The following is a 16,152-nucleotide window of genomic DNA, read 5'->3' as shown; positions in this document are numbered from 1 at the left end:
AATACGAAACGGATTAAGGCAAAATTAAAAATGAGCCCGGTACAATACCGGACTCACTTTTATCAAGCTGCCTAATGAAATAACCGTGTCTAACTTTTAGGGGTCACTTCACAGTTTTACTCTTTTTTCTATTACCTTATTTTATCATTCAATCATTGAATAACCTCTACCATGTATCGTTTGAATATATCTTTCTTTCTTCTCGCACTTTAACTTTTTTCTTACATACCCAATATATAAATCTACTACATTTGGATTTACTACTACGTTATATCCCCAAACCTGATTCAAAAGCATTTCACGGCTCAATATTGTATTTTTATTCTTGATTAAAAATACAAGTAAATCGTACTCGCGCTTAGTAAGCGAGAGATTTTCGCCACCTTTTTTCACAATATTACTAGATGCATCAACAAAGAGATCTTTAAACTGATAAAAGTTTGTCTCATTTTGCTGAATACAGTCACTTCTCCTTAAAATTGCTTGAACCCTTGCTACTAATTCTTCTTTCACAAATGGTTTTCTTATATAATCATCTGCTCCTGCTTGTAGCCCTGCTATGCAATCCTTACTAGAAATATTGTCGGTCACAATAATGATCGGTGTCGTTTTAACAAGTCGTATTTGTCTGCAAATTTCTGGTCCCGATATACTTAATGAGTCCCAATCCAATATGATAATATCCCAATCTTGTTCATATATTATATTTAAACCTTGGTTTTCATTGTGAAGTTTTAAAATGAAATAGCCTTCTTGCGTTAGACCGCTTACAATTTTCTTTGCTGAAGACCGTTCATTTTTAATCACCAACACCTGCTTCACCGATGGTTCACCTCTACTTCAAAATAACTTATTTAGATAAAAAATTATCCCCAAAAAACAATTTAAGATTTATAAATTTAAAACCCCTAAATAATCCATTAAAACAGTTTATTAGGAGAACTCTATATAATCTTACAATAGGTATGGATAAAAACACAAAACATATGAAGATTGGAATAAATTAAAATTTTAATACAAACTCACCAGTTGGGCGTTTACTAGCAGCTATAGTACCTCCCTACTTATCATCAATAACCATTTTTTTATTCTCTGTTTCAAGGATACCGTCCCATCAACTTCAGCATTCTATAAAACCACAAACAAAAAAACCATAACCTCGCCAACCTGGCAAAGTTATGGTTCATATCATACAATTTGACTTTACCCATAAAGTTGCCGCTACAGGAAGCATAAGTTTTCCAGAAAACCCTTGTTTTTGCAGATAATTATTTAATTATTCACTAGAATGGGAAGCATAATTTGGCCGTAAGTTAATTATTAACCCATAAGCTGACCGCAAGAGGAGGCATACAGTTTTACCAACTTATACCATAATTAATTTAGTAGATTAAAGAAGGGGTGAATACAATTTTGTTTAATTTAAATACACATCAATGTCACTGCGATGAAATTATAGAGAGGAAAATACGATATGATTCTAAAGTTCTAGAATATAAATGTAAGTTTTTAAATGCACAAGATCAAAGCCTTGTGCAATTTCACATTATCGAAGACTCCTTTACAATGTTGGCTGGTCGAAACAAATTAACGATTCCTAGAGGAAGTTATACAATAGCTTATTATTGGAAAGATCGTCCATATAATTTATATTTCTGGAGGGACAATAAAGGTAATTACCTAGGCTCCTATTTTAACATTGTAAAGAATACATGTATAAATGATAAAATGGTGACTTTTGAAGATTTAATTATTGATATTTTAGCACTTCCAAATGGTGAATACTTTATTTTAGACGAAGATGAATTACCGGAGAAATTAGAGGATTTCGAGAATGGTTCAGTCCAATATGCCCTAAATTCATTAATTAAGTCTATTGATACTGTTCTTTCTCAAGCATTTTCAGAATCTGAAGGAATTTATAAACATGAAAAGTTTGCTCCATTATTAGAAAAATGAGGGAGTAAATGTAATTAAATTAAAGAAGGCGCTAGCAACATGAGCCAGTTATAAAAAGAGTTTGTTAGAACCATATCTTTGCCGCAAACAAAAAGAACCATAACCTCGCCAATCTGGCAAAGTTATGGTTCATATCATACATGTGACTTTACCCATAAAGTTGCCGCTAAAGGAATCATAACTTTGCCGGAAATCACATGTTATTGAGGAGATTTAGTTGATTATTCGAGGAAAAAGGAAGCATAACTTTGCCGTGGACTAATTATTAACCCATAAGCTTGCCGTGAATTTTACAACAAAACAAATAAAAATACCTATTATCAGTATGAGGTATTTAATCTTACTATTTTATTCATTAGAACTTTTATACGACAAGTTCAGTAACTTTAACAATGGAATTTTAGTATACAGGCTTAATGATAAAAGTGCTTGTAGTGATATCCTTTGCTTTCTAAGCATAATTGCTTTTAGAGTCATAGGATGTATTCCTGCCGCTTTACAAAACTGGCGATGGTCACTTTGAAAAAGAACTGTTACATACTGTTCAAGCATTAAAGAGATCTCTTCTATTGTCGGAGGAACAATGTATGGAGCTACTTGTAACAATTCTCCTATACTTTTATTAATCCATTCATCTCTTTGAGTTATCTCATATTGCTTTTCCGAAAAATCATATTCTCTTTGTCCTAACCAATTACCACATGCATAACAATGACCCCGAGACTGTCTAATAGCTACTTGTTCTCTCCTACATTTTGGATTAGGACACAAAGCTTCTAATTTTCTTTTATGCTTCAAACATACAGTGGCACAATCAAAATACCAAATAAATGGTTCATATATTTCTTCATCAACCTTCTTCCATTCATCAAGACAGTGGGGACACCACTTCTTATGAAAATTATATAAATTCTGAGAATATACAACTCCCTTCCAAGTTAGCATCGTCATGTACTTAAAACCTTTTTGTAACGTTAACAGTTCTAAGGATTCAGCAATTATCGATGTACTTTTTGCCATACTATAATAAGAAGTCTGATTGATAAAACTTCCCTGTTGAGGTTCTTTAGAAAGTAAGTTACGCTTCTCTGGATGCAAAAAAATAATATGAGAAACAAGGGTTCTTAATTTAACATTATGCGCATCAGCAAGTCTTTTAAGATAACTATTTAAGCATTCAACCATTGGAGTACCAATATTTATAGGTTTTATAGGATAGAAATAACTAACTGTTGGCTTTTTAGATATATCCATATTTTCAGCCTTCCATATAATCTTGTTTACCTACAGGATCTCTTTTTGGATTACGTATTCCTACCTTACGCCCTCTAGTCGCAACTGTTTTTTTCGCTTGCTTTTCCTCTCTCTCTTTTAATCCTATTTTATATAAGAAATTCATCCTATGTTGTTCATTTTCATCAAATAGAGCTTCACCTTGTTCAATTTCCCCATACAACATTTCTAAAGCCTGAATTGGCATAGCATATTTATGTAGCATTTCTTTTGTAATGGTGCTTTTTTGATTATGAAGAGCATCTCCGAGACAACGAGTTAACCAATCTTTTAATATACCTACACACCCCAATGTACGCTCATAAATAAAATCTGCATGCTGTAATAAATTAGGTTCTTCTTCTAGAGGCATGTTTTTTTGCAACATACGAATCACTGATAAAAATGTACGGTATTCATCTACATTACTGGCTTTATATCTTGGGAAGTGTATACTAATTGTCCTACGACTAAGCTGAGCACTTAAATTAAAAAATTCTTTCAATTCATATGTACCAACTAATATGTGAGGTACTTTTGTTTGATTTGCTAAAGACTTAATAGTATCTAGTTGATTTTGTAAACTTTTAGAGCCCGATACTTTTAGCAAATGTTGCGCTTCATCCAATATACAAGCTACAGGTCTTCGAAACTTAAATGCGTTCTCAAGGGAGCTTCTTAACGCATACCAGGTAGATTTACTATGATAGTTAATTGTAGAATTTTGCACCTTATCCTTTTGGTTTTCTATAATAACCTTATGATTTATAAGTGGTTCCTGTAATGCCTCTAAAGTTCGATAATAATAATCTTTCCAAGTAAATTTTCCAGAATCAAATCCTACAACTTCAGTTCTTACTATAGGGACTCTCCCTCGATCCCTTACTAATTCTTCCTTCATTTGTTCAATGAAATATTCTTCTAACACGTGGGCTAAAGTTGTTTTTCCTACCCCACTTGGTCCAAGAACTAAAAAGATAAAGGTTCCTGCCGGATTAAGGATACAAGATATGAGTTGTTCTTTGACTTGTTTAATTATAGTATGTTCTACCACAAGACTTTCAAATTGCTTTAACTTTTTATCTTGTTCAACAAATGAAGGTCTATTCTCATTCTCTTTATATTTATTCATCTTAATCTCAGCCTCCCTTCTTATAGATATCAAACTCTTGAAATTCCATATTTTCCAATAAATCTTTAGCTTTTGATGAAATAGAAGAAGGATATTGTTCTTCAAATTCGTTCTGATCCCCTTTAGAAGACAATTGCCTCTTCATATTCTCTGCCATTAATTTCTCTTTTCCCTCAATATTATTAACAAATTCAGCAATTTTCTTAGCTGTGATGCTATATCCTTTGACATGATTTTGTTTTCTTTTCTTAATTTCCTCCATAGCTAATTTTAACTCTCGTTCCGTTTTCCCTTTTAATTCATGATAATATTCAGAGGTACACGTTATCCATTTTTTATTTACATACGCGTAAGCAATTCCGATATTAAATGGATCATATCTCACAGGTACACTTTTCGCCTCAAGTATAGAATTATTCAAAGCAGGGCTCCAATAATTTATATAATTCACTTTAATACCTGTACGTAAATTCACTTTAGCCACCCCATTCCTTGTAGACGGCAAAGTAGTAACGATAAAGTTTTCATCATACGAGATGAAATCAAGTTTCCGCTCTCCTGTTCTATATATGCCTTCATTAAGTGCTTCATTAGGCGTAAGCCCTTCCAATGATGGATGTACATTATCGCTGTATACCTCCACTAGCCATTTACCAAACACATCTTCCAAATTTTCCAAAGTCCATATCGCGTGATTTACAGGATTTACAGCCTTGGTAACTTGTCGAACATTCTTCATAATTTGAGTATTTCCCCTTAGATTATGAAGGAAATTAGCATTCGAGGTGCCAAACAATCTTTCAATTACACTTCCAAATCTAGCTTTTGCTGGTGGTCTTACTTTTTTGTTAATTTCGTACATAGCTGTAAATGTCTCGAAATAAATGCTGTGAAATTCTTTTCCTCCGTCCACTACAATAGATTGCGGAAGTCGATGATATTTACGCACACATTCTCTCAATGCTACCATCACTGATCTGTAACTAGGTGACTCGAAGGTAATATAATGGGAAAGAACCATTCTAGAGTAAGCATCCACTAATAATGTTAGCCATGGTCTTCCTAATACTTTACCCGTCCTAGAACATACAACCTGAATATCTAACTGTGTATGATCTATATGTGTAATCTCAAAAGGTCTATCCCCATGTTTTGGAACGCTTCTTTCTAAGTTCCAATAAAACGGCTCATGCTTATAAGCAGACCGTTCTCCTTGTCTTTTCTTGACTTGTTCATATCGATTTCTATTTTTAATAGCCTTACAAAATGTTTTATAGCTTGGAACAGAAATATTTTTACTTTCACATAGAATGACTAGTTGTCCGTATACGATTGTTTTATTCTTCTGTTTAAGACTCTCATATTCCCTTTCAATTACTTCTTCTATTAGAGATATTGTTTCAGTTGGAAGCTTTTTCTCTCGATTACCCTTGCTTTGATTTTTAGCTAATAAACCTATATATCCATTTCCATATATCTGTTGAGCCTCTTTGTAGTCTTTTACCCACTGTCTCAAAGTTCTTTCAGAAACTTCACTACTAGGTATTTTTTCATTATTTAATTTTCGCTTAACTACATTTATTTTTCTATTAGCCCTTGCCAACTCTTCTGGTCCCATTTCTAATATATTTTCTATAAAGGGCGCATATTTTCTACTCTCCTCTTTTTCATTTTTGAGATCTATCCTACCGTTATTCAGCAACTCTATAAAATGTATTTTAGGTAGTTCTAATAGCCCATTTTCATCCGAATAAAGCGAGATGGATTGAAAACCTACATTTACAATCCTCCAAAGAATTCCGTCCCACATAACTGTCGCATTAACATCTATTGTTACAGCTGTTACAGGATGAATATTTTCAGTTTTTGTTGAATTAATACTTTCAAAAGCCTTACTACGCTGTTCACTCAAAAAAATCGGTACATCATTAGAATTGGCAATTATATATTTCATCAGGTCCACATATATTTCATTCTTCACAATCAATGTATATACATCATCAGCATTTGTTGTTTTTAAAGAAGCCAGCAGTTCGGATAATTTCATTCCTAAATTCGAAGAAAGAATATTAATGATTTCTTTTTTCTTGTCTTCTGGTACTGTATAATCTCCATTCTTGAGATACGCCTCTAGAAATATAAGATTTCTGTGCACATTTATATCCATTTCAGCCGATGATCGAACAACAAAATCCAAACCTAATTGATTGGCTGCAATTTCTGCAGGTGGACATCTCCAGTTCCCATCTTCATCTTTTAAGTACCTTACTGGATCTTTTTCTGAAAGCTTAATTAGTTGTTCTTCTGTTTTCCATTCCTCAATCTGTGCACCATCTTTTCTTAATACTAAAAAATCTGGAGTATAATAAAAAGATATTCTCTTACCATTTTCACGAGAATAATCTAACTTTAAGGTAATAGGCTGATCATAATATTCGAGTACATCATCATCATATTCCATTAGGTACATAGCAACTAGTTCAACTGTATAACTCTCGTATTGAATAGACATCCCCATTTTCTTACTTGGGTATTTCCCAGATACGTTTTTCTTCGAACTCCTAACACTACGAGAAGGCGGTGATGTCCGGATTTTTTGAATTGTACTAACCGCTTCTTTGGTAAAATTCAACAAAATACACCAGCTTTGAAACTCCTGTTCACTGAACATGACTTACCTCCTATCATTAGAAAATTCATTTTGCATCAATACATTTAAATACTCTCTTAACTTCTTATCTTTAAGTAAACCTGGCCTATGGGCAATTTCTTCTATCTTTCTTCTACTCGGATACACACCGTTCTTTCCTAGAACTTCAACACAGTTATCAATTATTAAGCAATTATCTTCATAAGCCTGTTTTGTTCGTCTTTTAATAAATTCTTTATTCTTTGCAGAAATAATCTTGCATAGGTCTGGAAAATGTTCGTAAAGCGTCCTTTTAGGGTAGCCTATCAACTTAGCTAATTCAGTCATAGATATAATGTGTTCTGAATTGCTGGCATACTTCTCGAGCATAGCCAATGCTCTAGTGTGATCAAATCTGATTTCTCTTGTACCTTGATTCCGTGAAGCAAGCTCTGTATTCAAGGTAATTAGAGTTTTATTTTTATTTTTATTTGTACTGATATCTTGGGTGTAGAAATAAACCGGTGAAATATCAAATAAGCTACATATTTCAAAAATCCTAGGAAGGGGTGGTAAAACTTTTCCTTTACACCAATCCCAAAGAGTCGTTTTTGCTAAGTTTAAGTTTTTCGCAAACCTTTGTAGATTCCCATCTTCATAAATTTCAACAAGGTAATTTAAATTTCTAATGATTTGTTGTCTATTTCCTGAAACCGATATTTCTTCTTTATGATTTATAAATTGTTCCGCCATTAAAGTTATTTTGCAATTAAGCTCTAGATTGTATGAATCTTGATTATTACCTTTTTCCATACCTAGCCATGTATTGCAATATACACAGTATCCATTTTGACTTTTTCTATGTAAAATAGGGAGATTTTTATTACAAGAAGGACATTGTATCTCTAGTCTACGTTTATGTTTAAAACAAACCTTAACTACCTCGAGTTTCCACAATAATGGATTATAATGAATTTCTTCATTATTCATTTGTTCTTCATAGCATGCTGGACACCACGAAAGCTGGTTTTTCAATAAATACCGTGATGGAATTACTTCTTTCAATCCCATTAATGTCAATTGATCTAAATGCTGTACTCCTGTTAAACTTTCTAAAACAGTTACCATATCTATAGCATTTTGTTCAAATGTATTAATTGTTCGGGCACCATCGTAAAATCTATTTCCACCTCTTTTAACACTATTGATAAGGAATTCTTTATCAAGTACTGGTGCAATGATATAAGAAAGTAATGAGGACGGATAAACTTTATGTACTTCTGATAACCTAATTAAGTAACTTGTTAGGCATTCCATGTGGGGACTTCTTACTCCTATAGGTTTGACTCCATATAATTGACTTCTTTTTGAATATGCATAATGCAATTTCAACACCGCACTTTGTAAAATATCCTATTACAAATATGGACAGATATGTTCTTATATAAACTACTAATTCTTCCAAATAAAACATTTATGAATCCTTATTGAAAAACTAGATGAATGATATAATTAAATGTAATGAATGTACTAGCGTGAGAATTATAATGGGTACTCAACCTAATGCATATATAAACTGTCAAACCGATTTATTCGATGCCGCAAATCAATTATGTAGACCGGTTTCAAAGAATAATTTATAGGTTTGAAATAAAACTTCATCAAAATGTTTTGCAAATCCTTATTTAGCGAGAATCAAAAAGAAGCCATTTTGAAAAAAGATTAATCAAAATGGCTTCTTTTCTTTTTGAATGAGCCTTCCGTTTTATAAAAAAGTTTGATTAAAAATCATATAAAAACTTTAAAACGGAAAGGAATAGAACTGTAAACATTTTTATAAATAATATAACTTTATGTAAATGTGGTATCAGGTATTCATTATCATATTTTTTTCTTTTGACTTGATCGTTCTTGTTCATAACGTCCATTAACTAAAGCCTTTAATTCATTCCACAATGATAACGCTTTGTCTATACCTTCTATTAAATCATCCGTACTTGGTAAATCGCTATTGTTCATTCTTGGTTGAATATTAATTGTCATTATCTCATTCCACATTTCAACCTCTATATATTTAAACGTCCTAGGATTATCAGAATCTGCTACATTTCCAATTTTTTCAGTTACATTACCTAATGCACATAAGAACTCATAATATTTATTCCGATTGAGCCCGTCAAAGAAGGGACCTTGCAAACTGTTCCAATAGTCAGCTAAAGAATCATGAAATAAAGACCAACCACTATGTACTTTATTATTAGGAAATGCTTCTTGATCTACCGATTTTAATCTCTCAATTATGTCATTAAGCTTCATCATTTCCATATACTCATTTGATGTTATTTCAAACTTACAATTTCTAATCATTTCATCTGATTCTATAACTTCTTCTTCTGATTCTATAACTTCTTCTTTTCTTAGATATTCTAAAATTTCCTTAAGTCCGTATAGTCCAATTACAAAACCCAACCCTATCACCGTAAAGCCATCACCCATAGGAGTGCTAAATTCATAGTCTACCTTATTTGGAAACAGCCACATGAGCATTAGAATTACAAAACAAATAAGAGCTACAGATTGTGATGCTATAGAAGACTTTTTATTTTGGGTTATTTCTAGCAAATCCGAAAGACTTAGAAGAGCAGCCATTACAGATATAAGAGCAATAACAATAGTTGGGATTGAAAAGTTAAAAATTCGTAAAATCCCAGCAATAATTAAAATTCCACCAACAGCTAATACAAAAAATGCCGATTTAGACTTCATACTTTCCACCATTCCTACTTACATTTTTGATCATATTTTACCAAATCGTATTGTTATTTCAAATGAGACAACTTAGCGTTTTTTTAATCTTATAAAATATAAATTGTACTCTCTTTTAATCTATCTCTTTTGTAATGGCAAGACATCATGAATCATCATATCTTCAAAAGCACTTTTGACTGTTTTCCAATATTTTAGTTTAATTACTGGATTAGTCGCGTGTTCCTTATATGCTTCATAATTGCTTGTACGCTTTAATTCAGCCTCACTATTTTGTTTTTCAAGGTTGGGATTATAGTTCGCAACCATAAATGCAAGTTCTTCTTTTTGTACCCACCACTTCTGAACAAAGGTGTCAAGAAGCGCATCGATAGTCCGCTGAATCATTTCTTCTAATATAGAAGATACGTATTGACCACGGTAGGCTTCTGGATTCGCTTGAATTTTTGTCCATAACTCTTCCATGAGTCCAGCCAAATTAGGATTACTTTTCTTCAACCATCCAATATATTGATTGACTTCATCCACTGTTTTGTCCGCTGTTGGTTTCTTTTCAGCTTCTTCTTGCGTATTCGGCACGAAAGCCTGGATTAGCTGTAAAATATACTCGTAATTAATTTCTTCTGTTTTAACCGATTCGAGTTCATATTCGATATTGATATCTATCTCGTCTACATCCTCTTTTTCCTTGCGTAGTTTCTCTAAAGCATTGACGTATTTACCGTGATATTCCTCAATTTCATCCAATTGAATAGGATATGTTGTGCCTAGTTGCGCATCGTTATATTCTGTATATACCTGAATATTCGCAAATGCTCGGTCTAAAGCTTGATAGGCTTTTGCAAATTTCTGCAGCTGTGCTTTTTCCATACCATCTACATCAATGGATTTTGGAATTGAAGCCACTTCACGTAATTCCTCAATGGCTGTTAAGAATGTATCATGGGCCTCTTCCCATATTGGGGCGGTGACCTCATTTTCACCACCATTTGAGTAAAGAACAAGTGCTTGCTTCACCTTCTCTTCGAAAATAGCTGGTGTTTGGAAAGTAACGATTTGTCCATATTTCTTTGCTTTATCAAACAAGCGGTTTGTACGTGAAAAGGCCTGAATTAAATCATGCGGCTTCATTGCAGGGCGGTCAATAAATAGGGTTGATAGACAAGGCGCATCAAAACCGGTTAATAAACGGTCTACTACAATGATAATATCCAATTGCTCGGAGCGTGGAAGGAATTGCTCCTTTTTACGTGCTAATCGATCATTTACATTGCGGTTATATGCTCGTATCGTTTCAATTGTATAACTTGTACCGAACTCCGCATTATAATCACGCAGCGCTTCTTTCATCTTCTCTTGGTTTTCAATAGACGATTCTTCATTTTCAGAAATCGAATACGTCATTGCTACTTTAGGAAAATCAGGTAAAACACGTTTCGTCTTCTCACTAATTTCAACAGTTGTTTCTCCCGCTTTTACACGTTTAAATAAATCATAATAACGTTGTGCCTGTGCAATAGAAGAAGTTGTTAGAATTGCATTATACGTCTTACCAACTCCATTTTGAAAGCCGAGTTTATTACGTGATTTATTGATAATCGAATGAACTACTTCCAGCATATGACGTTCATCTTCATATACGCGCCTCGGTAAACGTGCTTCTTTTTCCTCCATTGTGAGATCACTTATATCTATTTCACAATCTAATTGCACTAACACTTCATCGAGTTCTTCTTCTGAAAAGGTATTTTTATATTCGATTTGGAAACCAAGCACTGCTTTATCATAAATAGCTTCTTTTACAGTATATTCGTGCAATCGGTGTCCATATTGCCCTTCTGTTGTACGTGGCAGATTACCCATTACTTTTTTCGCATTTTCAGCAAAAATAGGGGTACCTGTGAAACCGTACCATAACGAACGAATAAAGAACTCTTTAATTTCTTTTTGTTTTTGTGGCGATACTGCTCGATGACATTCATCAACCACGAACGCTATTTTCAATTGGTGAAGTGCCCTAGCTTTCTTGTTATCATCTTGTCCTTCAAAACGTTTCATCACATGGTTTAGCTTTTGAATCGTTGTCACAACGACGGTTCGTTCATCAGATAATAGCTTCTTAATCAAATCATTTACATTATTCGTTTCATCTATATCAATGACATCATGTTCAGCATACGATTCGAATGAACCTGTTGTTTGTTGATCTAAATCGACACGATCCACGATAAAGACAGTCTTTTGTAAGGACGGTATTTGTAATAGATTACGTGCTACTTTGTATGATGTTAAGGTTTTACCTGATCCCGTCGTATGCCACACATAACCCGACTCTTGTCGACGAGATGCTTCTTTAACAGCTTCAATCGCATGGATTTGATAGGGACGAAGCAAAATCAATGATTTTTTCACACTATCAATGACTGTATATTGCGTCACCATTTTGTGCGCTTGTGGGATGGATAATACCGCTTTAGCAAAATCTAGGTAATTATTGATGGGCTGATTTTCATGGTCCACCCATTTACTTAAGAACTGTTCATTCAATTTCTCGTCACGCGCCGTTGCAATATAGCGCGTGTCCGTTCCATTCGACACAACAAACATCTGAACCGCAGAAAAAATACCTGTAAATTTATTTTCTTTCAAATACTTTTTAATTTGTCGAAATCCATCCATATAGGAGTGTTTTCGAGTTTTTAGTTCAATATGAATCATCGGTAATCCATTGATTAGTAATGTTACATCAAAGCGACGTTCTTGATCCTCTTTTGCACGACGATTACTTTGATATTGATTAATGACTTCATAAGAGGATATACCACCTGCAATATCTGCTCGATTCAATACTTTTAGACGAATCGTACCAAGTGCAGCATCTTCTCGCTGCACCTGTACTTTCGCAACCCCATTTTCGCCCGCTAGCCATTTGGCAGCTTCATAGAAATTCACAAAGTGTAATTGTTCTTGAATTTGACGAAATTCTTGTTCAGTCAAAGGAACCTCATTCAGTACATCTTTATTATTATTTTCAAGCTTTTTTTTAAAGTTTTGCCATAAATCATCTTCCGTATGTAAATCCCCACGATATGTCCATTGGGATTCACCACGAATTAATTGCTTAATCAAGCTATCTTCTAATTCTGATTCAGACACAAAAGAACGGACCATATGCTCACCTCATTTGGATTTTTTTAAACGAATATGCGCTGTAGCAACGCTTTTTTTAGTTGTTGGTAATCTTCGAGCTTTTTCTGATGAAGGGCAATTGTATCGTCCAATTGCTTGAAAAATGCACCGATTTTTTGTTGTTCTTCGAGAACAGGGACTTTAATGCTTATTTCTGAAAAAGTTGGAAATTGCACTCGTTGTTTCTCTATAAGCGATCCAGTGGCATACAACTTATATAAACGAATCGCTTGAGACGACGTAAGAACTATTCTAAAGTACTCATTATTACATTCCATTTTAATTTTCATCGTTACATAATATCCAGAAACTGCAACACTGAAATTGGAGCCATTAAAACCAACAGCCCCTAACGTCATGTTCATAGGGTTATATACAAACTCATTTGGACCGACTTTTTTGAATTTATCTGCTTTTTTCACAAGAAATTCTCGATTATACCTTGCGGTTTTTTGAGTTAATCCTTTTTCAACAGTTAAACTAAATAATTCTAAGTTAGATTCTTTGGGATTAATATACTCATTTGTTTGTTCAAATACTTCTCCCATTTTTAACTCAGTCCAATCCTCACTAAACCCATCAAACCGAACTTTCGGCACACGTTCGCCTTTTTGTGGAAACATTTTTTGCAGCATGGCTTTTTTATATTGTTGCTGCTGTTCGACCAATTTTCGTTGCAAAACAATTGTATCGTCGAGTTGCTTGAAGAAAGAACCGATTTTTTGTTGTTCTTCGAATTGTGGGAGGTAAACAACTACATTAGATAAGTTACTCCAATCTGAACGTGGCATTTTAGTTCCAGAAGAAGTATTAGCCACAGATAAAAATTTATATGTCTGAATTAAACTGTATAAAAAAACGTTCGAATTTTCACCTTGAGGATAAAAGGCCCATATTTCACCACTTTTAACACCTTCCGTATTCGAAAGCCACCATTTATTTAAATAAGGGCGTAATCTACCAAATAGAATATCTCCTTTTCGAAAAATAGAATTTGATTGTGTGCGAATCGATAAATCTCCAATTAAAACGCCCATATCACTTACTAAATTTTCTAATTCTACATCTAAACTGTAATCGTTTTGATTACCTGTTTCTTTACGGATAGACATAATTTCATCAATCGAAGCTTTTCTCCATTTATCAACAAATCCCTCAAACCTCACGTTAGGCACATTCTTACTCATTCTTTTCACCACATATTGCTTGGATAAGACATTGAAGTTCTTTTTGAGCATCTTCATTCGTACCTTCCAATTTATTCAACATCGCGAATAAGTTTTGTTCAGCTTGTTGGAGTTCTTGCTGTGTTTGTCGCATTGCACCTGATAGCTCAACAAGTGAAATTTCTTCTTCTTCCTCAAACGTGTCCACATAGCGAGGGATATTTAAGTTGTAAGCATTTTCAACGATTTCATCGAAAGAAGCGACATGTGCGTATTTTTCAACATCTTCACGTTGTATATATGTTTCAAGCATTTTGTCGATATGTTCATCTTTTAAGACATTTTGATTTTTATCTTTTTCAAATTCGTTTGATGCGTCAATAAATAATACATCTTTTGTTGAACGATTTTTCTTTAGGATAATAACAGTCGTTGGGATAGATGTATTAAAGAAAATATTCGATGGTAGCCCGATCACCGTATCAATTGCTCCGTTATCTAATAAGATCTTGCGAATCTTACCTTCTGCATTCCCTCTAAATAAAACGCCATGTGGCAATACAATCGCCATCACACCACTATCTTTCAAGTGATAGAAGCCATGTAGTAAGAAAGCAAAGTCTGCTTTCGATTTCGGTGCTAATACACCATACATTGAAAAGCGTGGATCATCTAAGAATCCTTTTTCCGCAGTCCATTTAGCCGAATACGGCGGATTCATTAATACACCATCAAAGTTCGTTGGTTCATCAGTAGGCCAGTCTTGGTCCAATGTATCTGCATTGTTCAAATGTTGGTTGGCAGTATCTACACCATGCAAAATCATGTTCATACGAGCCAAATTATATGTAGACGTATTTAGCTCTTGTCCGAAGTATGAAATTGTTCCAGCTTCATTCGAGTATTTCTTCACGTTTAATAGAAGTGAACCCGATCCCATTGTTGGATCATACACCGAGAAGCCTTTTTTATTTTCTTTGTCATGTAAGACGATTCTTGTCATAAGCGTTGAAATGGCTTGTGGCGTGTAAAATTCGCCTGCTTTCTTACCTGAATCCGATGCAAATTGACCGATTAAGTATTCATAAGCATCGCCTAGCATGTCCCCATCATGTCCTGCAACGTTCAAGACGGATAATTCTTTCATCACTTCCGCAATCGTTTGATTTTGCTTTTGAGGTGTTGAACCTAATTTTTTCGAGTATAAATCGACATCTTCAAATAGGTTTTCAAATGTTTCACTTGATTGCTCGATATTGCGGAAACCTTGTGCTAAATCTTCTAATTGGAATAGCCCTTTATGGATTGCTTGAACAAGTGCTGTAAAGGTTAAGTTAGGTTCAAGCGTGTAAGAAAAGTCGTATTGTAATTCACCAAGTAAATCGTCTTTCACATCTTCATCTTGGCACGCTTCTGCATAGGCTTTTTGTGCGACTTCTAGGTTGGTTGTTGGTACTTCAAGTAATGATGTAGCATGCATAAGCATCTTATCTGATAAGTATTTATAAAAAACTAATCCTAATAGGTAACTTTTATATTCATTTGCGTCCATTTTAGAGCGTAAAATATCAGCTGAATTCCATAATGCTTGGTATAGTGTTTTCGAGTTTTTTTCTTCCATTTATTCCACTCCTAGTAAATTAGTTATTTTCCACATCTGATTTTTGAATCATTTTCAAAAAAAATTGTTCTTCTAATTCAGATTGCTGTTTTAATAAATATTGACGTTTACATAAGTTAAAATAAGCTCTACCAATCAATGATTGCTTTTGAAGATTAGGCAAATTAATATGTAAATCCTTTAAAATAGCTGGTGTCATTTTAGGTAAAGTAGAACCCTGCATAAACATCAGCTTTTGTTTACGAATCTGGTTAGATTCATTTAGGAGATAGCAGAAATAATACGGATTAATCAATGATTCCTCAATAATGATTTTCGCGAAATTCTGATTAAGTAACTTCCCTTGATTACTTTCTGTTATGACAGTCGCCCTTGTACCTACAAAGCTAATTACAATATCACCTCTATATGCAAGATA

The 16,152-nt window shown here is 33.8% G+C and carries 12 protein-coding genes; 2 read left to right on the top strand and 10 right to left on the bottom strand.

Features of this window, described 5'->3' with window-relative positions; genetic code table 11:
* Positions 1 to 144 precede the first annotated feature (144 nt).
* Positions 145 to 822 (bottom strand): response regulator transcription factor, encoded by a 678-nt coding sequence (locus MR160_RS28545; RefSeq protein ID WP_242298717.1) that lies wholly within the window; start codon positions 820 to 822, stop codon positions 145 to 147.
* Positions 823 to 1,410: 588 nt separating this feature from the next.
* Here MR160_RS28545 and MR160_RS28540 point away from each other — a divergent pair.
* Positions 1,411 to 1,959, top strand: a complete 549-nt coding sequence (locus MR160_RS28540) for a DUF402 domain-containing protein (protein WP_242298718.1) — start codon at positions 1,411 to 1,413, stop codon at positions 1,957 to 1,959.
* A gap of 348 nt (positions 1,960 to 2,307) precedes the next feature.
* Here the strand turns inward: MR160_RS28540 and MR160_RS28535 are convergent, their stop codons facing one another.
* The 5 genes from MR160_RS28535 to MR160_RS28515 form a co-directional block, all read right to left on the bottom strand.
* The gene (locus MR160_RS28535) at positions 2,308 to 3,213 is read right to left on the bottom strand and encodes a TniQ family protein (RefSeq protein WP_098434237.1); all 906 of its coding nucleotides are present in this window, start codon (positions 3,211 to 3,213) and stop codon (positions 2,308 to 2,310) included.
* 4 nt (positions 3,214 to 3,217) lie between these two features.
* Positions 3,218 to 4,363 carry an AAA family ATPase gene (locus MR160_RS28530; RefSeq protein ID WP_242298716.1) on the bottom strand — a complete coding sequence of 382 codons (1,146 nt, stop codon included), beginning with the start codon at positions 4,361 to 4,363 and terminating at the stop codon, positions 3,218 to 3,220.
* A gap of 7 nt (positions 4,364 to 4,370) precedes the next feature.
* Complete coding sequence (locus MR160_RS28525) at positions 4,371 to 7,034, bottom strand: TnsA endonuclease N-terminal domain-containing protein (RefSeq protein ID WP_242298715.1); 2,664 nt, start codon at positions 7,032 to 7,034, stop codon at positions 4,371 to 4,373.
* A 3-nt stretch (positions 7,035 to 7,037) separates the two neighbouring features.
* Positions 7,038 to 8,387 (bottom strand): TniQ family protein, encoded by a 1,350-nt coding sequence (locus tag MR160_RS28520; protein WP_346670370.1) that lies wholly within the window; start codon positions 8,385 to 8,387, stop codon positions 7,038 to 7,040.
* A 486-nt stretch (positions 8,388 to 8,873) separates the two neighbouring features.
* Positions 8,874 to 9,470 carry a hypothetical protein gene (locus MR160_RS28515; RefSeq protein WP_242298713.1) on the bottom strand — a complete coding sequence of 199 codons (597 nt, stop codon included), beginning with the start codon at positions 9,468 to 9,470 and terminating at the stop codon, positions 8,874 to 8,876.
* Positions 9,471 to 9,531: 61 nt separating this feature from the next.
* On the opposite strand from MR160_RS28515, the gene MR160_RS28510 reads away from it, so the two are divergent.
* Positions 9,532 to 9,834 (top strand): hypothetical protein, encoded by a 303-nt coding sequence (locus MR160_RS28510; RefSeq protein WP_242298712.1) that lies wholly within the window; start codon positions 9,532 to 9,534, stop codon positions 9,832 to 9,834.
* 44 nt (positions 9,835 to 9,878) lie between these two features.
* On the opposite strand, the gene MR160_RS28505 is transcribed toward MR160_RS28510, so the two are convergent.
* The 4 genes from MR160_RS28505 to MR160_RS28490 form a co-directional block, all read right to left on the bottom strand.
* Positions 9,879 to 12,929 (bottom strand): type I restriction endonuclease subunit R, encoded by a 3,051-nt coding sequence (locus MR160_RS28505; RefSeq protein WP_242298711.1) that lies wholly within the window; start codon positions 12,927 to 12,929, stop codon positions 9,879 to 9,881.
* A 23-nt stretch (positions 12,930 to 12,952) separates the two neighbouring features.
* Positions 12,953 to 14,134: a restriction endonuclease subunit S gene (locus MR160_RS28500; protein ID WP_242298710.1), complete on the bottom strand. Its 1,182-nt coding sequence runs from the start codon at positions 14,132 to 14,134 to the stop codon at positions 12,953 to 12,955.
* On the bottom strand, positions 14,127 to 15,734 hold the full coding sequence (locus MR160_RS28495; RefSeq protein ID WP_242298709.1) for a type I restriction-modification system subunit M: 1,608 nt from the start codon (positions 15,732 to 15,734) through the stop codon (positions 14,127 to 14,129). The genes MR160_RS28500 and MR160_RS28495 overlap by 8 nt, the downstream gene beginning before the upstream one ends.
* A 19-nt stretch (positions 15,735 to 15,753) precedes the next feature.
* Positions 15,754 to 16,152 (bottom strand): restriction endonuclease subunit S (locus tag MR160_RS28490; protein WP_242298708.1); only part of this gene is annotated, 399 nt, incomplete at its 5' end.

This window comes from Bacillus cereus group sp. BfR-BA-01382 (assembly GCF_022663475.1).
Lineage (GTDB): Bacteria > Bacillota > Bacilli > Bacillales > Bacillaceae_G > Bacillus_A > Bacillus_A thuringiensis_S.
This window is presented reverse-complemented; position numbering and strand designations above follow the sequence as displayed.

Bases quoted from the DNA above. Each gene is read 5' to 3' on its own strand.
- MR160_RS28500 (WP_242298710.1), bottom strand. From the start codon at position 14,134: ATGAGTAAGAATGTGCCTAACGTGAGGTTTGAGGGATTTGTTGATAAA.
- MR160_RS28495 (WP_242298709.1), bottom strand. From the start codon at position 15,734: ATGGAAGAAAAAAACTCGAAAACACTATACCAAGCATTATGGAATTCA.
- MR160_RS28530 (WP_242298716.1), bottom strand. From the start codon at position 4,363: ATGAATAAATATAAAGAGAATGAGAATAGACCTTCATTTGTTGAACAA.
- MR160_RS28535 (WP_098434237.1), bottom strand. From the start codon at position 3,213: ATGGATATATCTAAAAAGCCAACAGTTAGTTATTTCTATCCTATAAAA.
- MR160_RS28505 (WP_242298711.1), bottom strand. From the start codon at position 12,929: ATGGTCCGTTCTTTTGTGTCTGAATCAGAATTAGAAGATAGCTTGATT.
- MR160_RS28525 (WP_242298715.1), bottom strand. From the start codon at position 7,034: ATGTTCAGTGAACAGGAGTTTCAAAGCTGGTGTATTTTGTTGAATTTT.
- MR160_RS28510 (WP_242298712.1), top strand. From the start codon at position 9,532: ATGAGCATTAGAATTACAAAACAAATAAGAGCTACAGATTGTGATGCT.